This window comes from Streptomyces sp. NPDC052040 (assembly GCF_044548405.1).
In the GTDB taxonomy this organism is placed as follows: domain Bacteria; phylum Actinomycetota; class Actinomycetes; order Streptomycetales; family Streptomycetaceae; genus Streptomyces.
Map to the genome: position 1 here is coordinate 156,320 of NZ_JBIUBV010000001.1, position 21,455 is coordinate 177,774.

Annotated in this window: 12 protein-coding genes; 11 read left to right on the forward strand and 1 reads right to left on the reverse strand. The window is 71.3% G+C overall.

Annotated elements, in window-relative coordinates:
- Positions 1-76: 76 nt before the first annotated feature.
- The 11 genes from ACIHAA_RS00655 to ACIHAA_RS00705 all read left to right on the forward strand — a co-directional run bounded on the left by ACIHAA_RS00655 (position 77) and on the right by ACIHAA_RS00705 (position 20,729).
- Entirely contained in the window at positions 77-11,869 is an 11,793-nt protein-coding gene (locus ACIHAA_RS00655) for an amino acid adenylation domain-containing protein (RefSeq protein ID WP_399811122.1), read from the forward strand.
- Complete coding sequence (locus tag ACIHAA_RS00660) at positions 11,866-12,678, forward strand: ABC transporter permease (RefSeq protein ID WP_399811124.1); 813 nt, start codon at positions 11,866-11,868, stop codon at positions 12,676-12,678. The genes ACIHAA_RS00655 and ACIHAA_RS00660 overlap by 4 nt, the downstream gene beginning before the upstream one ends.
- 18 nt (positions 12,679-12,696) lie before the next feature.
- The gene (locus ACIHAA_RS00665; RefSeq protein ID WP_399811126.1) at positions 12,697-13,947 is read left to right on the forward strand and encodes a cytochrome P450; all 1,251 of its coding nucleotides are present in this window, start codon (positions 12,697-12,699) and stop codon (positions 13,945-13,947) included.
- Complete coding sequence (locus tag ACIHAA_RS00670; protein WP_399811128.1) at positions 13,944-14,918, forward strand: 3-oxoacyl-[acyl-carrier-protein] synthase III C-terminal domain-containing protein; 975 nt, start codon at positions 13,944-13,946, stop codon at positions 14,916-14,918. The genes ACIHAA_RS00665 and ACIHAA_RS00670 overlap by 4 nt, the downstream gene beginning before the upstream one ends.
- A gap of 46 nt (positions 14,919-14,964) precedes the next feature.
- Positions 14,965-16,125: an acyl-CoA dehydrogenase family protein gene (locus ACIHAA_RS00675; protein ID WP_399811130.1), complete on the forward strand. Its 1,161-nt coding sequence runs from the start codon at positions 14,965-14,967 to the stop codon at positions 16,123-16,125.
- Between the two features lie 15 nt (positions 16,126-16,140).
- Positions 16,141-17,358 carry a hypothetical protein gene (locus tag ACIHAA_RS00680; protein ID WP_399811132.1) on the forward strand — a complete coding sequence of 406 codons (1,218 nt, stop codon included), beginning with the start codon at positions 16,141-16,143 and terminating at the stop codon, positions 17,356-17,358.
- Positions 17,355-18,251, forward strand: coding sequence for a 3-hydroxyacyl-CoA dehydrogenase family protein (locus ACIHAA_RS00685; protein WP_399811134.1), 897 nt, complete (start codon positions 17,355-17,357; stop codon positions 18,249-18,251). Before ACIHAA_RS00680 ends, ACIHAA_RS00685 begins: the two co-directional genes overlap by 4 nt.
- Positions 18,251-18,499 carry an acyl carrier protein gene (locus ACIHAA_RS00690; protein WP_399811137.1) on the forward strand — a complete coding sequence of 83 codons (249 nt, stop codon included), beginning with the start codon at positions 18,251-18,253 and terminating at the stop codon, positions 18,497-18,499. The genes ACIHAA_RS00685 and ACIHAA_RS00690 overlap by 1 nt, the downstream gene beginning before the upstream one ends.
- 110 nt (positions 18,500-18,609) lie before the next feature.
- Complete coding sequence (locus tag ACIHAA_RS00695; RefSeq protein WP_399811140.1) at positions 18,610-18,828, forward strand: MbtH family protein; 219 nt, start codon at positions 18,610-18,612, stop codon at positions 18,826-18,828.
- 22 nt (positions 18,829-18,850) lie between these two features.
- The gene (locus ACIHAA_RS00700; protein ID WP_399811143.1) at positions 18,851-19,789 is read left to right on the forward strand and encodes an ATP-binding cassette domain-containing protein; all 939 of its coding nucleotides are present in this window, start codon (positions 18,851-18,853) and stop codon (positions 19,787-19,789) included.
- Between the two features lie 337 nt (positions 19,790-20,126).
- Positions 20,127-20,729, forward strand: coding sequence for an ArsR/SmtB family transcription factor (locus ACIHAA_RS00705; protein ID WP_399811146.1), 603 nt, complete (start codon positions 20,127-20,129; stop codon positions 20,727-20,729).
- Positions 20,730-20,867: 138 nt separating this feature from the next.
- Here the strand turns inward: ACIHAA_RS00705 and ACIHAA_RS00710 are convergent, their stop codons facing one another.
- A complete protein-coding gene (locus ACIHAA_RS00710; RefSeq protein ID WP_399811149.1) occupies positions 20,868-21,437 on the reverse strand; it encodes a flavin reductase family protein in 570 nt (189 codons plus the stop codon).
- Positions 21,438-21,455 lie beyond the last annotated feature (18 nt).

The window sequence follows — 21,455 nt, forward strand, 5'->3', positions numbered from 1 at the left end:
AGCCCTTGAGCGCTGATCGCGCCGCGTCGGCCGGGACGGCTGCATGGATCCGGTGAACCTTTCCGAGGGGATTGCAATGACTCGTGTGCCGACGGCCGGCTTGCCGCTCACCGCTGGCCAGAAGGACATCTGGTTCGACGAGAAGCTCACCGGCGGCGGAGCCACGTACAACACCGCGATCTACTGGGACATCAAGGGTCCGCTGGACCGCGAGCAGTTCACGGCGGCGCTGGCCCGGCTCGCCGAGGAGTCGGAGTGCCTGCGCGCCCGCTTCTTCGAGGTCGACGGCGAACCCCGCCAGGTCGTCGAGGACCTCGGTGAACTGCCGCTGACGATCACCGACGTCAGCGGCACCGCCGACCCCGTGGCCGCCGCCAACGAAGCCATCCGTGCCGACTTGCGAGTGCCCTTCGTGGTGGGCGGCGACACGCCCCTGTTCCGGTTCAGTCTGTTCACGCTCGCCGCGGACCGCACGATCTTCTGCCTGCTCAACCACCACCTGGCGTCCGACGGATTCAGCTACGTCATCTACTGGCAGCGGCTGTCCGCCATCTACGGGGCGATGAGCGCGGGCACCTCGCTCGACGAGGGGCGGTTCGCCCCGCTGAGCACGCTGATCGAGGCCGAGGCCGCCTACCAGGACTCCCCTCGCCAGGAGCGCGACCGTGCCTACTGGGAGGACCACTTCGCCGAAGCCCCCGAGCCGGTGACCCTGGCCCGCCGGGACGCCGAGCCGGCCCAGTCGTTCCTGCGCGAGAGCACCGTCCTCGCCGACGATCTCGCCGAGCGACTGCGGACCGTGGCCTGGGACGCCCGGGTGACCTGGCAGACCGTGCTGGTCGCCGCGCTGGGTGCCTACACCCAGAGGATGACCGGGAACAACGACGTCATGCTGTCGCTGCCGGTCACCGCCCGGGTCGGCGGCACCCTGCAGAACATTCCCGGCATGGTCGTCAACTATCTGCCGCTGCGCCTGCGGACCGGGCCGCGCACGACCCGGGGCGAGCTGCTCGCCGCCGCGCACAAGGAGGTCGGCGGAGCCCTCAAGCACCAGCGCTACCGCGTCAGCAAGGTACGGCGCGGAATGGGTCTGGCCAGCGACGACCGGCGTCCGTTCGGTCCGTTCCTGAACATGATGCCGCAGATCGAGAAGCTGACGATCGGGTCCTGCGAGGCCGTTCTGCAGAGCCCGTCCACCGGTCTGGTGGACGACCTGGAGTTCACCGTCGCCGACAAGGGCACGGCAGGTGTCGGTGTCGACCTCAGCGCCAACGAGAACCGCTACGACCGCGACGAGGTCCGTGCGCACCTCAAGCGGTTCATCACCTGGCTCGACCGCTTCGTGACCGCCGACGCCAACGACCGGCTCGGCGCGCTGGAGCTGTTGACGCCCGACGAGCAGGAGCGGCTCACCCGCGCCCTCACCGGCCCCGAGCGGCCCGAACCGTATGTCGGTGTCGTCGAGCGAGTGCGCGCCCGGGCCGCCGAGCGCCCGGACGCCGTGGCCGTGACCGACGACGCGGGCAGCCTGACCTACGCGGGGCTGACCGGCCGGGCCGGCGCGCTCTCCCGACGGCTCACCGGCTCTGGACCGGTGGCCCTGCTGGTCGAGCCCGGAAGGGACTTCGTGGTCGCCGAGCTGGGCGTGCTCGGCTCCGGCCGGGCCTTTCTTCCGCTCGACGTACGCTCGCCGCACGCCCGGCTGACCGCGCTGCTCGCCGACAGCTCGGCGACCTGCCTGGTGGTCGACGAGGCCAACCGGGACCTGGCGCGGCAGCTGGCGTCGGAGGCAGGACGGCAGCTCGACCTGATCGTCCTGGACGGCGCCGAACTGGCGCCGGAGGACTTGCCGCCAGTCGCCGGGGGGCCCGGCGACCTGGCGTACGTCATCTTCACCTCCGGGTCCACGGGCAAGCCCAAGGGCGCGATGGTGCAGCGCGGCGGCATGATCAACCATCTGCTGGCCAAGATCGAGGAACTCACCCTGACCCGGGGGGACAGCCTGGTGCACAACGCACCGGTGACCTTTGACATCACGGTGTGGCAGACACTGACCACCCTGCTGGTCGGAGGGCGCGTCCGCGTGGTGAGCCGGGAGGCCGCGGCCGACCCGGACACGCTGTTCGGCATTGTCGGCGACGAGGGCCTGACCGTGCTGGAGGTGGTCCCCTCCCTGCTGCGCGCCACACTCGACGCCTGGGACACCACCGGCAGTACCCCGCTCCTGCCCGGCCTGCGCTGGATGATCTCCAACGGGGAGGCGCTCGCCCCCGGGCTGTGCGACCGCTGGTTCGCCCGCTATCCGGCCATCCCGCTGGTCAACATGTACGGACCGACCGAGTGCTCGGACGACGTGACGCACGCCTACGTCCGTCAGGGCGACCTCCTGGACGGGGCGTACGTCCCGATCGGCCGGCCACTGCGCAACACCCGGCTGTACGTACTGGGCGACGAACTGCGCCCGGTGCCGCCGGGGGTTCCGGGCGAACTCTTCATCGGTGGCGCCGGTGTGGGCCGCGGTTACCTGGCAGACCCGTGCCGTACGGCCGCCACCTTCGTGCCCGACCCGTTCGCCGGCCAGGGCGCGCGCATGTACCGGACCGGCGACCGGGTGGTACTGCGTACCGACGGACAGCTGGACTTCATCGAGCGCCGCGACCACCAGGTCAAGATCCGCGGCCACCGGATCGAGCTGGGCGAGGTCGAAGCGGCGTTGCGTGCGCTGCCCGGCGTCTCGGACGCGGTGGTGACCACGACTGCCGATCAGGTCGGCCAGAAGCGGCTGATCGGCTACTTCGTGCCCGAGCCGACCGCGGAGCACGCCCCGGGCACCGACGCGGTCCGTGACGGTCTCGGCCACATCCTGCCCGGTTACATGGTGCCCGCGGCCCTCGTCGCCCTTGACCGGCTGCCTTTGACGGCACACGGCAAGGTGGACCGCAGGGCCCTGCCCGCCCCCGACGTCGCCGCGCCGGCCGCCGCCGCACCCGAGGCCCCGCGCAGCCGTACGCAGCAGATCATCGGCGAGGTACTGGCCGACGTGCTCGGCCTGCCCTCGGTCGGCCCCGATGACAGCTTCTTCGCCCTCGGGGGCGACAGCATCAGCTCGATCCAGGTGGTCAGCAGGGCACGCAGGGCCGGGCTGGTCATCACCTCCCGCGATGTCTTCCTGCACCGCACACCGGCGGCCATCGCGGCGGCCGCACAGCCCGTGGACGACCGAGCCCCGGCGGCTGCCCAGGACGGCGTCGGCGAGATCGAGCCCACCCCGATCGTGGACCAGCTCCGCGAGGAACTCGCAGGACGTCCCGTCGCCGCACGGGAGTTCAGCCAGTACGTCACGGTCGCGGTGCCGGCCGGGATCGGCACCGACGGGATTACAGCCGCGGTACAGGCGTTGCTGGACACCCACGACACCCTGCGCACAAGGCTGTCCGTCCCGGCCCCCGGGCTCTGGTCCCTCGAGACCCTGCCCGTCGGAGCGGTGTCCGCCGAGGACACCGTCACCCGGGTCGACGTCCGCGACACCGCCGAGGACCCACTGCCCGCTCAACTCGACGCCGCCCGTGCGAGGCTGCGGCCCGAGGACGGGCTGATGGTGCAGGCCGTACTCCTCGACGGGGGCCCGGACCGGCCGGGCCGCCTGCTGATCGTGATCCACCACCTGGCCGTGGACGGCGTCTCCTGGCGCATCCTGCTGCCCGACCTGGAGGCTGCGTGGAACCAGGTGACCGCGGGTCGGCCGGTGCGGCTCGCCCCGGTCGCCACCTCCTACCGCGGCTGGGCCCAGGCCCTCTCGCGGGAGGCCCGCACCGCTCGGCGGGCCGGTGAACTGTCCTGGTGGACCGCGCAGTCGGACGCCGACGAGCCACTGCTCGGCACCCGGGCCCTCGACCCCGACCAGGACACCCACGCCACCGCAGGCCGGGTCACGGTCGAACTGTCCGCCGAGCAGACCGCCGAACTCCTCACCACCGTCCCGGCGGCCTTCCACGCGGAAGTCGACGAGGTTCTGCTGACCGGCCTGGCGCTGGCGGTGGCCGACCGGCTCCGGCGGCATGGCACCCCCGCCGCCCCGACGCTGGTCGAGCTGGAGGGACACGGCCGCGAGCCGATCCCCGGCGAGCCGGACCTCTCCCGCACCGTCGGCTGGTTCACCAGTGTGTACCCGGTCGCCCTGGACCTCGGCGATCTCGACTGGAGCGAGGTCGCGGACGCGGGCGCGAGCTGCGGCAGGGCGCTCAAGCGCGTCAAGGAACAGCTGCGCGCGGTGCCGGGCCACGGCCTCGGCCACGGCCTGCTGCGGCACATCAACCCGCAGACCGCCCGCGTGCTCTCCCGGCAGCCGGTACCCCAGATCGGCTTCAACTACCTCGGCCGGTTCACCGCCGGCACGGGCCGGCCCTGGCACATGGAGTCCGGCGCCTCCGGCCAGAGCGCCCACCCGGACACCCCTCTGCGTCACCCCGTCGAGGTCGTCTCGGTCACCGAGGACCGACCTGGGGGGCCGGTGTTCTCGGCGACCTGGACGTACGCCGGCGGGCTGCTTGCCGAGGGCGACGTCCGGGAGCTCGCGGAAGGGTGGTTCCGCGCCCTGCGCCTGCTGGCCGAACACGCCCGGCACCCTGGGGCCGGTGGCAGCACCCCCTCCGAGTTCCCGCTGGTCGCCGTGGACCAGGACGAGATCGAGGCCTACGAGCGCGAGGTCGAGGAACTGACGGACATCCTGCCGCTGTCCCCCTTGCAGCGCGGGCTGCTGTTCCAGGCCGAGTTCGACCGGCATGGGACGGATGCCTACACCGTGCAGGTCCTCATGGACATCCAGGGCCCGCTGGACAAGGCCGCGCTGCGCCGGGCGGTGGCGGCTCTGCTGAAGCGCAACGACGCCCTGCGGGCCTGCTTCCGTGACCGGAACACCGGTGACCCCGTGCAGTTGATCCCCGGATCCGTCGAGGTGCCCTGGTACGAGGTCGATCTGACCGGCGTCGCCGAGGGCAGCCGCGCGGACGAGACGGTCCGACTGACCGACGAGGAGTGGCTGCGCCGGTTCGACGTGGCTGAGGCCCCGCTGACCCGGTTCACCGTCTACACCCTCGGACCGCAGCGCCACCGCGTGGTGTGGACCGCCCATCACATCCTGGTCGACGGCTGGTCCCTGTCGGCCGTCCTCGCCCATGAGCTGGTCACGCTGTGGTCCAACGGCGCGGACATCTCGGCGCTGCCGCCGGTCGTCCCGGTGCGCGGCTACCTGGAGTGGGCCGGGGCGCAGGACAAGGAGGCCGCGCGGGCGGCCTGGCGTCAGGAGCTGGCCGGAGTGGACGAGCCCACCCGGCTCGGTCCCGCCGACCGCGGCCGGGTCGAGACGCTGCCCCGGACCTGCACCGTGGAGCTGCCCGAGGACCTGACACAGGCACTGACCTCGTGGGCCCATGCGCGCGGCCTGACGATGAACACCGTCGCGCAGGGCGCCTGGGCGGTGGCCCTCGGCCGGATGACCGGCCGCCGGGATGTCACCTTCGGCGCGGTCGTCTCCGGACGTCCCGCCGAACTGCCGGGCGTGGAACAGATGGTGGGCTCGTTCATGCACACGCTTCCGGTGCGGGTGACCCTGACCCCGCAGACGACGCTGGAGGAGATGCTGGTCGACCTGCAGTCCCGCCGACTCGCCCTCGAACCGCATCAGCATCTGGGCCTGGCCGAGGTGCAGCAACTCGCCGGGGTGGGCGAGCTCTTCGACACCGTGGTGAGCTTCCACAACTACCCGACCGGAGTGCTGGACCGCATCGGCGAGCACATCCCCGGACTCTCGATGCTCGGCTGGCAGGCCCGGGTGATCGCCGAATACCCGCTGGCGCTCGGTGTGTTCCCCGGCGACGGCCTGCGGCTGGAGGCGCAGTACCGCTCCGACATCTTCGACGCCCGTGACGTGGAGGGGATCCTGAGCCGCTTCGTGCACGTCCTCGAGGCCCTGGTCGCCGCGCCCGGCGCCCGGCTGAGCACCGTGGACGCCCTGGGCGACGACGAGCGCCGACTCGTGCTCGGCGCCTGGGCAGGCCACGCGGCCCCGGCGGCGTCGCGCCCGGCGACCGAGGTCTTCGAGGAGCACGCCGCCCGGACACCGCACGCCGTCGCGGTCGTCGACGGCGACGAGGAACTCACCTACGCGGAACTCAACGCCCGTGCCAACCGGCTGGCCCGCCTGCTGGTAGACCGCGGCATCGGCCCCGAGGAGCTGGTCGCGGTGGCGCTGCCGCGCTCGGCCACGATGGTCGTCGCCGCGCTCGCGGTCCTCAAGGCGGGCGCGGGCTACCTCCCCGTCGACTCCGCCTACCCCGCGGACCGCATCTCCCACATGCTGGAGGACGCCCGCCCGGCCGCCGTGCTGACCACGCGCGAGATCCAGGCCGTGCTCCCGGGCACGCAGGCACCCGTTGTCACGGTCCCTGCCGACGGCTCACCCGACGACGAACTCGCGCGGTACGACCACGACGTCGCCGACGCCGAGCGCCGTGCCCCGCTGGACACCCGCCATCTTGCCTATGTCATCTACACGTCCGGTTCCACCGGGCGGCCCAAGGGCGTCGCCGTGGCGCACCAGGGTCTGCTGGCGATGGTCTCAAGCCTGGTCGAGCGCTTCGGGCTGGACAGCGACACCCGGGTACTGCAGTTCGCCTCGTTCAGCTTCGACGCGTCGGTCTGGGAGATCATGCTGGCGCTGCTCACCGGCGGCACCCTGGTGATCGCCGACGAGGAGTGCCGCACGCCCGGCAGGCCGCTGGTCGACCTCATCAACAAGGCCCGTGTCAACCTGGCCGGTCTGCCCCCGGTCGTGGTGGGCGGACTGCCCGAAGGCAGCACCCTGCCGGCCGACCTGCGTCTCGCGGTCGCCGGTGAGGCCGTGCCCGCCGAGGTCGTCGAACGCTGGGCGTCGGGCGTGCGGCTGTACAACGGATACGGGCCGACCGAGGCCGTGGTCAGCTCGACGGTCGCCGGTCCGCTGTCCGGGACCGGTCGGCCGCCCATCGGCCGCCCCACCGCCGCGCACCGTGTCCACGTCCTGGACGCCGACCTGGCGCCCACCGCGGTCGGCGTGACCGGCGAACTGTATGTGTCCGGCGGCCTCGCCCGCGGCTATCTGGGCCGTCCGGGCCTCACCGCGCAGCGGTTCGTGGCCACCCCCTACGGCGCTCCTGGCGACCGCATGTACCGCACCGGCGACCTGGTGCGTTGGCTGGACAACGGCGAACTCGACTACGTCGGCCGGGTCGACGACCAGGTTCAGCTGCGCGGCTTCCGTATCGAACTCGGCGAGATCTCCTCCGCGCTGCTCGCCCAGGAGGGCGTGGCCCAGGCCGTGGTCACCGTGCGCGAGGACGAGAGTGGCGACCGGCGGCTGGTGGCGTACGTCGTCCTCACCGACCGGGACGCAGGCACCGAGGGGCTGCGCGAGCGGCTGGCAGGCGAACTGCCCGACTACATGGTCCCCTCCGCGGTGGTGGCGCTGCCCGAGCTGCCGCTCACTCCTCAGGGCAAGCTCGACCGCAAGGCACTTCCCGCGCCGAGCGCGCATACGGCGACGCAGGGACGTGAGCCCCGCAATCCCGTGGAGGACATCCTCTGTAGCCTGTTCGCCGATGTGCTCGGCCTGGACCGGGTCACCATCGACGACGACTTCTTCGCCGTCGGCGGCCACTCGCTGCTGGCGACCCGCCTGGTCAGCAGGGCCCGTACGGCGCTGGGGGTGGAACTGCCCATCCGGGCGCTGTTCGAGGCGCGCACGGTGGCCGTCCTTGCGGGGCAGCTGGGCACCGCCGACGCAGCCCGCCCGGCCCTGGCACCGGCCCCCGCGGACGCCGGCCGGCCACTGTCCTTCGCCCAGCAGCGGCTGTGGTTCCTCAACCGTCGCGAGGGCCGCTCCGCCGGCACCTACAACTCGCCGATGACCTTCCGGCTCACCGGCCGGCTGAACGCCGATGCCCTGCGGGCCGCACTCGGTGACCTCGCGGCCCGCCACGAGGTACTGCGCACCGTGATCCCGGAGACCGACGGCAGGCCGTCGCTGCGTGTGCTGGACGCCGCCGACGGTGCTCCGGAGCTGAAGGTGCGGGCTCTGGCCGAGGACGCCCTGGAGGCAGCCCTCGCCGCCGAGTACGACCTCGGCTTCGACCTGACCCGCGAAACCCCCCTGAGAGTAAGGCTGTTCAGCCTCGGCAAGGGTGAGCACATACTGCTGCTGGTCTTCCACCACATCGCCTTCGACGGCTGGTCGATGGCGCCGCTGCTGGGCGACCTGTCCGCCGCCTACCGGGCGCGGTGCGCGGGACGGGCCCCCGACTGGGCGCCGCTCCCGGTGCAGTACGCGGACTACGCGGTCTGGGAGCGCAAGCTGCTCGGCTCCGCGGACGACCCCGACAGCCGCCTCTCACGGCTGCTGACGTACTGGAAGCAGACGCTGACAGGGCTGCCCGACGAACTGGCCCTGCCCGCCGACTTCCCCCGGCCGACCGCGAGCGGCAACTCCGGCGGCGAGGTCATGTTCGAACTCGACGCCGAGCTCTACGCCGCCCTGGTGGCCATCGCCCGGCAGGCAGGTGCCACGGAGTTCATGGTGCTGCAGGCCGCGTTCGCCGCCCTGCTCACCCGGCTCGGCGCCGGTACCGACATCCCGGTGGGTACCTCGGTGGCGGGCCGCACCGACGACGCACTGGGCGGCCTGGTCGGCTTCTTCGTCAACTCCCTGGTGCTGCGCACCGACACCGCGGGCGACCCCGAATTCACCGAACTGCTGGGCCGGGTCCGGGAGACCGACCTGGCCGCCTATTCCCATCAGGACGTGCCCTTCGAGCAGATCGTGGACGCGCTCAACCCGCCGCGCTCGCTGGCCCGGCACCCGCTGTTCCAGGTCATGCTGACACTGCAGAACAACGAGGAAGCTGCGCTGGTGCTGCCCGGTATGACGGTGCGCCCCACCTTCCTCGAGTCCAGCCGCATCAAGGTCGACCTCGCCCTACAGCTGCTCGAGTGGCCCGAGGACGGCTCCATGCGGGGGCTGCTCGGCTACAGCACCGATCTGTTCACCCGGGCCACCGCCGAACGCATCGTGCAGGGATTCGTCCGTCTGCTGCGCGCGGTGGCTGCCGACCCGCACGTCCGGCTCAGCCGACTCGACGTGCTGGGCGAGGACGAACGCGCCCAAGTGCTCACCGTGTGCAACGACACCGTCCGGGAGGTGCCCGACACCACCCTGCCCGAGTTGTTCGCCGCACAGGCGGCGCGCACGCCGGACGCCACCGCGGTCCGGGCCGAGTCCGGCTCCCTCACCTACGCGGAGCTGGACTCCCGTTCCAACCAGCTGGCCCGGCACCTGGTCGAGGCCGGCGCAGGACCGGAGAGGACCGTGGCGCTCGCCCTGCCCCGGTCACCGGAGGCGGTCGTCGCGGTGCTCGGCGTCCTGAAGTCGGGCGCCGCCTACCTGCCCGTCGAGGTCGACGAACCCGTCGAGCGGATCAAGCGGATGTTCGCGGAGGCCACACCGCTCAGGGTGGTCACCACCGGCGGCCTCGCCCGGCGGATGCTGGCCACCGGGACGACCCCGGTGGTGCTGGACGGCCCGGCGGTGAAGGCCGCGTCGGCGGCGCCGCTCACCGACGCCGACCGGCAGGGCCCGCTGCGTCCCGCGCATCCGGCCTATGTCATTCACACGGCCGGCGCGGGCGGCCGCCCCAGGGGCGTCGTCGTCGAGCACCGTGCGGTGGTCAACTATCTGACCTGGGCGCGGGACACCTACCGAGGCCCCGGCCACGACACCCTGCTGGCCACCCCGCTGTCCTTCGACATCTCGGTCTCGGGACTGTTCCTGCCATTGGTCACGGGTGGCACGGTGTGCCTGGCCGAACTCGCCGAGGAGGACGCCGTCGCCCGTGGTGGAGCCGCCTTCCTCAAGGCGACCCCGAGCCATCTTGCGCTGCTGGACGCGCTGCCCGACGGCTGTTCGCCGACCCGCGAACTGGTCCTCGCCGACGAGCCCGTGCGGGCCGAGCGGCTGGACGAGTGGCGCAGGTCCCACCCGGCGGTCCGGGTCGTGACCGAGTTCGGCCCGACGGAGGCCACCGTCGCCGCTCTCTCCCGGACCGTCGAGCCCGGTCAGGAGACGGGCACCGGCCTCCTGCCGCTGGGCCGGCCGATCGGCAACGTGCGGGCCTATGTACTGGACCCCTGGCTGGGACCGGTCGGCCCCGGGGTGCCCGGCGAGCTGTACCTGGCCGGCGACGGCCTGGCCCGCGGCTACACCGGCAGCCCGGCGGCGACCGCCGAGCGCTTCGTGGCGTGCCCCTACGGTCCGCCCGGCTCCCGGATGTTCCGTACCGGCGACCTGGTCAGGCGGGACGAGGACGGAACCCTGCGGCATGTGGGTCGCTCGGACGACCAGGTGCGAGTGCGCGGCTTCCGGGTCGGCCTGCGCGAGGTCGAGTGGGTACTGGCGGCGGAAGCCGTGGTGGGCCGGGTCGCGGTGGCAGCCCGTGAGGACCGTCCGGGCGACGTCCGGCTGGTGGCGTACGTCGTCCCCGCCGAGGGGGCCGTGGTGGACACCACCGCGCTCGCCAGGGCCGCACGGTCGGCGCTCGCCGCGTACATGGTGCCCTCCGCGTTCGTGGTGCTCGACGCCCTTCCGGTCACCGCGGACGGCCGTGTGGACCAGGCCGCGCTCCCCGCCCCGGAGGCGACGCGGGAGACGGCCGGGACCGCCCCGCGCGACGAGACGGAGTCCGTGCTGCACGACATCGTCGGCGAGGTGCTGGGGCTGCCCCGGATCGGGGTCGAGCAGAGCGTCTTCGACCTCGGCATGGACAGCATGAAGTCGCTGCTGCTGGTCAGCGGAGCACGGAAGGCCGGTCTGGACATCACCGTCGCCGACGTCTTCGTCCACCAGAGCGTGGCGGAACTCGCCGAGATCTGCCGGGGCGGCCCGGTGGCGGCCACCGGGCCGGAGCACCGCAGCGGCGCGGAGGTGATGTCGGAGGTGCTCGCCGCCCCGACGGAGCCCGACATGGCCGATCCGTTCAGCGCGATGCTGTGCATCAGGCCGACCGGCAGCCTTCCGCCCGTTTTCTGCGTGCACAGCGGCGTCGGCTTCAGCCTGCCGTATCTGCCGCTCGCCCGGCACATCGGCGCCGAACACCCCATCTACGGCATCCAGGCCCCCTGTGTGGTGGACTTCGCGCCGCTGCCCGGGTCGGTCGAGGAGATCGCCACCGACTACATCCGGATGATCAAGGCGGTCCGGCCCAAGGGTCCGTACCACCTCCTCGGCTGGTCCTTCGGCGGCACCATCGTCTACGAGATGGCCGTTCAGCTGCGGGCCGCCGGTGAGGAGGTCGGCGTCCTCTCCGTCCTCGACGCCTACCCGCGCACCGGGGTGCCGGACGACCGCGAGGAACAGTCGCTCTATGCCTGGCTGCTGGAGGGCATCGGACACCACCGCTCCGAGTTCGGCGACCGGGACCTCACCGTCCAGGACATCTTCGAGACCCTGCGCCGCGACGACAGCCCGCTGGCGCGCATGGGGGAGCGGCGGATGGCGGCGATGGTCGACCTGATGAGCCATCATCAGCTGCTCAAGTCCCGCTACGCGCCCGGACGTTACGACGGCAGAATGCAGCTCTTCGTCTCCGGGTCCCCGCTCTCCGACGGCGAGCACGCGGACAAGGCCGGGCTGTGGAAGCCCGTCTTCGACGGGCCGATGGACCTCCACCGTCTCGCCTGCACACACGACGAGATGATGAGCGCCGGACCGCTCCGGGAGATCGGCCCTGCCGTCACCGCCGAACTGGCCCGCTGGCACGCCGAGAACGACGGCGGCCGGTCATGACGGCCGCCCCCGGACCGGCCTTCGCACCGGCGCTCCTCATCGAGGTCACCGCCGTGACCGGCCGCCGCCTGCGGCACCTGCGCCGGGCGCCCGCCCGGGTGCTGGGCGTGGCGCTCAGCCCGCTGGTGAGCATGGTGATGCTCGGCTATCTGTTCCGGGACTCCATCAAGCTGCCGGCCGGAGGCACCTACGGCGAGTACGTCTTCGCCGGCGGTGCCGTCCAGGTGGCCCTCGCCTGTCTGGGTCCCACGGCGGTCTCCGTGGCACTCGATCTGCGCGGGGGCATGACCGACCGGTTCCGCTCACTGCCGATCAGCCCCTCTGCGGTGCTCTTCGGGCACACTCTTGCGGACCTCCTGGTGGGAATGCTGGGGCTGGCGATCGTCACCGGTGCGGGGCTGCTGCTCGGCTGGCGGCCGCACACCGGGCCGGCGTCCGTGCTCGCCGGCTTCGCCCTGATCGCCGTGTTCGTGTACGCGATGCTGTGGCTGGGTGTGCTGTTCGCTCTGACCCTGCGCAACGTGGAGACGATCAGTGTGATCACGCCGTTCGTGGTGATCGTGCTGCCCTTCCTGTCCAACGCGTTCCTGGCCCCCCAGAACATCCCGTCCCTGATCCGGCCGGTCGCGGAGTGGAACCCGGTCAGTGCCGTGATCGCCTGCTGCCGCCTGCTGTGGGGCAATCCGGCGAGCACGGGCGGCACCTACCCCGCGGACCACCCCTGGTTGGTTGCCGCGGTGTCCCTGGGCCTGCTTCTCACCCTCTGCTCGCTGGTGAGCCTCCGCCGCTACCGCACCGCGGGCGCCTGACCCCTGGAGAGACAGCACATGACCAACCCGGCACGGCAGACCGTGGCCGACCTGGCCACGGTGGACCTCACCGATCCGCAGACCTTCCTCGATGTGGACCTTCCGGACATGTGGCGCCGGTTCCGCACGGAGCAGCCCGTCTTCTGGCACCGGGCCACCGAACGTGGCCCCGGATTCTGGGTGATCTCCGCCTACGACGACGTCGTCACCCTCTACCGCGACAACAAGCGGTTCACCTCCGAGCGGGGCAATGTCCTGGCGACCCTGCTCCAGGGGGAGGACTCCGCCTCGCGCAAGATGCTCGCCGTCACCGACGGCACACGGCACCGCGAGATCCGCAACCTGATGCTCAAGTCCTTCTCGCCCCGGGTACTGGAGCCCGTGGTGGCGGGTGTGCACAAACGCACCCGCGCCTTGGTCGCCGAGGCCCTGGCCCGTGGGGAGCTGGACTTTGTCACCGACGTGGCCGACCAGATCCCGATCAACACCATCGGTGACCTCATGGACGTCCCGCACGAGGACCGTGAGCAGCTCGTCGCCTGGAACACCAGGACGCTCTCCCGGCACAGTGCCGACGACAGCGAGACGGAGGAGTGGCTCGCACGCAACGAGATCCTGTTGTACTTCTCCGACCTGGCCGCCCGTCGCCGACGCCACCCCGGCGACGACGTGATCAGCGCTCTCGCCACGGCCACCGTCGACGGTGAACCACTGAGCGAGGACGAGATCGTCTTCAACTGCTACAGCCTGATCCTGGGCGGCGACGAGTCCAGCCGGATGTCCTCGGTCGGCGGTCTGATCGCGCTGGCCGAACACCCGGGGCAGTGGCGGGCCCTGAAGTCCGGGGCGGTGAGCGTGGACAGCGCCACCGAGGAGGTGCTGCGCTGGACCACCCCCGCCATGCACTTCGGCCGTCGCGCCCTGGTGGACGTACCGCTGCGCGAGAAGACCATCAGGGCCGGCGACGTGGTCAGCCTGTGGAACAGCTCGGCGAACCTCGACGAGACCGTCTTCACCGACCCGGACGTCTTCGACCTGGCCCGCACCCCCAACAAGCACGTCGCCTTCGGCCATGGCCCGCACTTCTGCCTCGGCGCCTTCCTCGGCCGCGTCCATGTGAACGCGATGCTTGACGCGCTGCGCACCCAGGTGGCCGGCATCCGCCTCCAGGGGCCGCCCCAGAGGCTCTTCTCCAACTTCGTCAGCGGCTACAGCGGCCTGCCGGTCGCTCTGACCGCCGAGCGGGCCGCGGAAGGGAGTGCCGCGTGAACAGCAGCACGGAGATCGGTATCGGTGCCATCCACTGCCTGCTGCCCGACACCAGGGTGGCGGTCGAGGACCTCCCCGAGTTCGCGATGCTGGACGCCGCCGCCGCGGACTTCGCCCGGGGCAGCGGTGTGCGGACCGTCGGAGTCTTCGACGAGAGTGAGCAGGCGCCGCTCGCCGCGCGGGCCTGCCGGGAGCTCTTCGAGGCGCATCCGGGGGAGCCGGACGCCCTGCTGTTGGTGGCGCCGCGGGCACCGGACGTGCTGCTGGGCTCGGACGTCTGCCGGGTGCAGACGGAGGCGAAGCTGAACACGGCGTTCCCCTTCACCGTCGAGGGCCTGGGCTGCACCGGATCCAGCACCGCCTGGGCCCTCGCCAGGGATCTGCTGGCCGCGGACCCCGGCCGGGAGCAGGTCGTCATCGCCCACGCAAGCCGCCCCACCGGAGTCGACCGCATCCGTTTCCCGGTCACGGTCGTCGGCGACGGCGCGTACGCCATGACCATGGTCCGTGGCGGCCGGCCGGTCCTGCGGGCCCATCGCGAGCAGGCCGACGGCAGTTTCCACGACCTGTTCCGCGTCGAGTACAAGGAGACCCCCTGGTACGAGTGGCGCGAGGTGTGCCAGGACCCGTCGCGATACCGCTTCCAGCTCGCCACCCTCAGCTCACGCAGACTCGGTGCGATGGTGGACCAGGTGCTCGCGGACGCCGGGGTGGGCCGGGACCGGATCAGGACGTCGCTGATGCAGAACGTCACCGCCGCCGCCTACGGCTTCTACACCTCCCTGCTCGGCCTGCCCATCCATCCCGTCTGCGGTCGGCACCTCGCCGAGTACGGCCACCTGGGCGCCGCCGACGTGGTGCTGAACCTCAACGCCCTGCTGGAGAGCGGCGAGGTGGAGCGGGGCGACCTGGTGCTCGTGCTCAACAACAGCCCGGTGGCCGCATGGGCGGTGACCTTGTGGGAGGTGTGAGCCCCCCGCCGCTTCGGACCCCGCTCCCACACGACGGAGAAGACTGATGGATTTCGCACCCACGCCCCAGCAACAGGCGCTGCGCGAGAAGGTGGTCCGGTTCGCCCGTGACAACCTCGGCGCCCGGGCGGCCGAGCACGACCGCAACGCCACCTTCGACGAGAACGGCTGGAAGACCTGCGCCGACTTCGGCGTCCTGGGCTGGCCGGTCAAGAAGGAGTACGGCGGCGGGGGACTGGACCCGTTGACCGCGATCATGGCCTACGAGGCGCTCGGCGAAGGCTGTGTCGACAACGGGCTGGTCTTCGCGATCAACAACCACCTCTTCGCCTGCGCCGTCTACATCGCCGACCACGGTACCGAGGAGCAGCGTCGCCGCTGGCTTCCCGCGCTCTGCGACGGCTCGCTGGTCGGCGCGCACGCCCTGTCGGAACCGGAGAGCGGGTCCGACATGCTCTCCCTCGCCACCACCGCTGTACGCGACGGCGACGGCTATGTGCTCAACGGGACGAAGAAGTTCATCAGCAACGGCCCGCGCGCGGACCTGTTCATCGTGTTCGCCCGTACCGGCGGAGCCGACGCCGCCCCGCAGCGCGCCCTGTCCGCCTTCGTCGTACCGGCCGCCACCGCGGGACTGACCGCCCGCGACATCCCCAAGGCGGGGCTGCGCGGCACACCGATGGGCGAGATCACCTTCGACGGCTGCGTGGTCGGGGAGGACCAGCGGCTGGGCGCCGAGGGAGCCGGGTACCAGCTGTTCACCTCCACCATGGAGTGGGAGCGCGGCTTCATGTTCGCCAGCCAGGTCGGCGTGCTGAGCCGGCTCACGGACCGCTGTGCCGCCTACGCCGCCGACCGCCGCCAGTTCGGCCGCCCCATCGGCTCGTTCCAGTCCGTCTCGCACAAGATCGCCGACATGCGGGTCCGGCTGGAGCTGGCCCGGCTGATGCTCTACAAGGTGGGCTGGCTCCGCACCCAGGGCCGCCTCGCGATGCAGGAGGCGTCCATGCTGAAGCTCTACGTCAGTGAGGGCCTGAAGGCCACCGCACTCGACGCCATGCAGATCCACGGCGCCCGCGGCTACACCGAGGAGTTCGGTATCGAGCGGGAGGTCCGGGACGTGCTCGCGGGCACGATCTACGGCGGCACCTCGGACATCCAGCGGTCCATCATCGCCGGCCTCATGGGCCTGCCGACGGCGGCGTAGGGACGAGGAGCCGTGATGCACACGTACCGACTCGCCCTCGACGAACCGGTCTCGGGGGCCCATCTCGACGAACTGAACCGGCGCGTCTACTACATCTCCGAGTCCATCACCGGCTTCCGGCTCCTGCCCGGCGACGGCGGCAGGGTTGACGCCGTGGAAGTGACCACCGGGCATCCGGTCGATGCGGAGGCCCTGGGCAAGAAGCTGCGGCACGTCGTCGACACCGAGGTACGCCCTCAACTCCCCACCCCGCCCAAGGTGCTGTGGCGTTCGACCACGGATCGCACACCGCACACCGACACCTTCGACGGGCTGCTGGCGGACGGCGTGGTGTACGAGATCGGGCCCGGACAGGTGGCGCTCGGCGCTCCGGCCCTGGCCCTGCTCGACGCGCTCGACGGACTGCTGCGGGACATCGTCCGCGAGGAGTTCGAGGCCCGCGAGTACCGCTACCCGACCCTGCTGCCGGTCACCGCGCTGCACCGCAGCGGATACCTCTCCTCGTTCCCGCAGCACATGATGTTCGCCGCCCGGCTCGACGGCGACGTCGACGTCTACCGGGCCTTCGCCGAGGAGGTCGGGGCGCGGGAGGCCATCGGGGACCGGGTGCTGCACCGCTGCGCACCGGTGGACCGGTGCCTGCCGCCCACGATGTGCTACCACACCTTCGACCAGTTCGCCGGTACCGTTCTCACCGACGAGAACACCGTGGTCACCGCCAAGGGCGGCTCCTTCCGGCACGAGTCCCGCTACCACCGGACCCTGGAGCGGCTGTCCGACTTCACCATCCGCGAGACCGTCTTCCTGGGCACGGCCGAGTTCGTGCGCGAGGCCCGCGACCGGTTCCGCCGACGTGCCGTCGAACTCGTCCAGCAGCTCGACCTGGCCGGCCGGTGCGAGGTGGCGAGCGACCCGTTCTTCGCGGGAGCCGCGACCGCGGCCCAGGTCTCCTCGCAGCGTCTGCTGGAACTCAAACACGAACTCCACCTGGACATCGCCGCCGGGGACAGCATCTCCGTCGGCTCGTTCAACCTGCACGAAAAACACTTCGGCGACGCCTTCGGCATCAAGGGACCGGACGGCACCTCGGTGTACTCCGCCTGCGTCGGATTCGGCCTGGAGCGATTCACCTACGCCGTGCTCTGCCAGTACGGGTGGGACGTAGCCGACTGGCCGGCCCCGCTTGCCGAGCGGTGCCGCACCACACCACAACCGGGCAAGGGAAAGCGATGACTGATACCAGCCAGATCCGGCGCGTGGCCGTCCTGGGCGCCGGCACGATGGGCATCGGCGGTGCCCACGCCTTCGCCGCGGCAGGACTGTCGGTGGTACTCGTGGACACCACCGACGCCGCCCTGTCCCGGGCCCGCGACCTGATCGGGGAGAACGCCCGGTTGTACGGGATGCTCGACCGCGAGCTGAGCAGGAGCACTCCCGAAGAGGTGCTCTCCCGGATCGAGTTCCGCACCGGTCTCGACGGTCTCGCCGACGCCGACTACGTCGTGGAGAACGTGACGGAGAACTGGGACGTGAAGGAGAAGCTCTACCGCGAGATGGACGCGGTGGCACCGGAGCACTGCGTGTTCGGCGTGAACACCTCGGCCATCCCGATCACCAGGATGGCCTCGGTCACCGGCCGTCCGGACCGGGTGATCGGCACCCACCTGATGAACCCCGTACCGCTGAAGAAGCTCGTCGAAGTGATCCGGGGCTTCCACACCTCGCCCGGGACGATCGAGATCACACGCGACCTGTTCCGCACCGTCGGGCAGGACATCGTGGTCGTCGAGGACTCCTCGGGCTTCGTCACCAACCGCGTCGCGATGCTCAGCGTCAATGAGGCGATCCTCCTGTTGCAGGACAACGTGGCGCAGGCCGGTGACATCGACCGGCTCTTCCGGCAGTGCCTCGGCCACCAGATGGGCCCGCTGGAGACCGCGGACCTGATCGGCCTGGACACCGTCATGTACTCGCTGGAGGTCCTCCTGGAGAACTTCAACGACCCCAAGTTCGCTCCCGCGCCGCTGCTGCGCAAGCTGGTCGCCGCGGGCTGCCTCGGCCGCAAGAGCGGTCGGGGTTTCTATTCACACGAGCCGGTCAACACCGGGAAGAAGGCAGGGGCCTGATGACGGAAGACATCGTCAAGACTGTGCGCACCTTCATCGGAGAACACGTCCGGGACACAGAACTCCGGGACGACCGCGACATCTTCGCCACGGGCAGCGTCAGCTCTCTGTTCGCCGTCCAGCTCGTGATGTGGGTCGAACGCACCTTCGGCATCACCGTGCACCCCACGGACCTCGACATCGACAACTTCCGTACGGTGAATGACGTCGTGCGCTTCGTGGAGTCCCGCCAGGCCGCTCCCGCCTGAGCGCGCATGCAGGGTGCAGTCAGTGCCGTGTCAGCGGGCCTCGCCACGATGTTCGTATCGGGGCCTGCCGCGGTCCTCTTCCCCGGATTCTCAGATTTGGAGAGCACGACGTGACGAACCCCTTCGACGACCAGGACGGCACGTTCCTCGTACTCGTCAACGACGAGGGCCAGCACAGCATCTGGCCCGCCTTCGCCGCGGTGCCCGAGGGATGGACGGTGTCGCTGGGCGAGAGCACCCGGGAGGCCGCCCTGGCCCATGTGGAGGAGCACTGGACCGATATGCGGCCCGGAAGCATCCGCGAGCCGGCCGCGGGCCTCGGCGCCTGATTCGGCTCCGCGGAGACCGCAGGTGGAGACCGCGATCCGGGCCGAGGGCCTGTGCAAGCGATTCAAGGACCACCAGGCCCTCAGCGGCGTCGACCTCGGCGTCGTGGAGGGCACCGTCCTCGGGCTGCTCGGCCCGAACGGAGCCGGCAAGACAACCACCGTACGCGTGCTCAGCACGCTGCTCGAACCGGACGGCGGCCACGCCGAAGTGGCGGGCTACGACGTGGTCCGCCACCCCGCCGAGGTGCGCCGCCGGATCGGTCTGGCAGGCCAGTACGCGGCAGTGGACGGGCTGCTCACCGGCCGGGAGAACCTCACCCTCATCGGTGTGCTGCTGCATCTCGGCCGGCGCGGCGCGCGTCGGCGTGCCGGCGAGCTCCTGGACCAGTTCGGCCTGACCGGCGCCGCCGACCGGCCCGCCCAGACCTACTCCGGCGGCATGCGCCGCCGACTCGACCTCGCGGCCTGCCTCGTCGCGTCACCCTCGGTGCTGTTCCTCGACGAACCGACCACCGGACTCGATCCGGTGAGCCGGATGTCGCTGTGGAACGCCGTACGGGGTCTGGTGGCGGACGGTGTGACCGTCCTGCTGACCACCCAGTATCTGGAAGAAGCGGACTTCCTCGCCGACCGCGTCGCCGTCGTCGACAACGGGCGGGTCGTTGCCGAGGGGACCCCGGACGAGCTGAAGCGGTCTGTCGGACCGGACCGGCTGGAGATCCGAGTGGCGGGTCGGGGCGTGGTCGACGAAGCCGCCGACGCCCTGCGGACCAGCACGCCCGACGAGCTGACCGTGGACCGGGAGGAAGGCGTCATCTCACTTCCGCTCGGTGCCGGTATGGGAAGTATCGCCGCTGCCGCGACCGTATTGGAAAAGGCAGGGGTGGCCGTCGTGGATTTCGCCGTGCGTCGGCCCACACTCGACGACGCCTTCGCCCGGCTCACCGGACACTCGAGCTGATTCGGCCCCGCCAGGCCGCACGAAAGCCGTCTCCCCGTCGGCCGGCCGACGGGGGCGGACGCATGACTGAAGGTCGTGCACAACACGGGGGTAATTCATGCAGAGAATTCATTTCACAACGACAGACCTTGCGCGCACACGGCTTCAGTCGTCCGCAGGGCCGGAAACAGAGGCCGGACTGGCCCGAGAACTGTTCACTCGTGGAGTCGGCCCTTTGTACGCGAGATGGCAGCGCCAGGTCTATACGAGACTGCGTGCAAAATCCGGACCCCAGTCGGCGTCCGTACCGGCCCCGGCCGATTTCTGGCGGGCCGCAGTGGCCCCGTACTGGAGCCGGGTGCTGGCTCACGGCGAGGCCGAGTGCGACGCCCGCGGCCGGATGGTGATGGCAGGTGGTGTCGAGCAGCTGCTCGCCGGGCTGGGACGAGGGGCCAACTGGAACGGCCACGTGCTGGAGTTGCACGACGGTCCCGACGGAGACGTACATCTCGACGGAGACGGCCTGGTGCTCAGTCCGTCCGTGTTCCTCGCCCACAGCCCCGCCCGCCTCTTCCGCGCCGACGAACAGCGGGGCCAGGCCATTCTGGTCTTCTCCGCGCCGCCGAAGCCGGAGCAGTCCGCTGCCCTGTGGGACGACACCACCCTCCCGTCTCAGGGTCTGGCCGCCCTGGTCGGCCAGACCAGGGCGGCGGCCTTGCGTGAGCTGCGGGCGTCGCGCACCACCAGCCAGCTCGCCGACCGGCTCGGTGTCTCGGCACCCTGCGCCAGTCAGCACGCCACCGTGCTGCGCGAGTCCGGGCTGATCACCACCCGGCGGGTGCGCAACACCGTGTTGCACTCGGTGACCCCGCTGGGGATGGCCCTCCTCGACGGCAGGACGGCACGGGTCTCGGGGCCCCTCCTCGGCCCGAAGACCATGCCGTCCTCGGCCGGGGCCTGATCCGTCGACCACCGGGCTGCTCAGCACCGCATCGATACCGGTCGGTCCTCGACGCCGAAGGGGGCCCGAGCGCACACGCTCGGGCCCCCTTCGGCATCGTTGCCGACCCAGTCGGCCGGGACACCTTCCGCTGCGACCTCACCGGCCCTGGCAGCGGTCCGGACCCAGCGGCCACACCCGATACTCCCGCTTGCCGTACACCAGAGGCTGCCGGCCCGGGAACGGGGTGACCCGCAGGACGCTGCCGAAGACCACGAGGTGGTCCCCGCTGCGGTGCTGTTCACGGACACGGCAGTCCGCAATGGCGTGCGCGTCGTGGAAGAGATGGGGCCCACTCGCGCACGGGTCGCTCGTGTCGTGCTCCCAGCACACGCGGTCGAAGCGATCGGGCGCACCCGACGCGAACAGTTCGGCCACCGGTTGGGCGGCCCCGTGCAGCAGATTCACCGCGAACCGGCCGGTGTCCAGGACAGTGCGCAGGGTCGGGCTGCCGATCCGCAGGCAGACCAGCAGGACGGGCGGGTCCAGGGTGACGCTGCACACGGAGGAGATGGTCATCCCGCGGGGTGTGCCGTCCTGGTCGGCGGTGGTGAGAACGGCCACCCCGGTGGGGAAGCCGCTCATCATGGCGCGCTGGCCCTCGGCGACGGAGGCCGGGTGCGGGGCGGCCGGCCGCGAGGGTTCGTCGAGTCGGGTCAGTTCGGTCACGGTGGTCGCTCCCTGGGG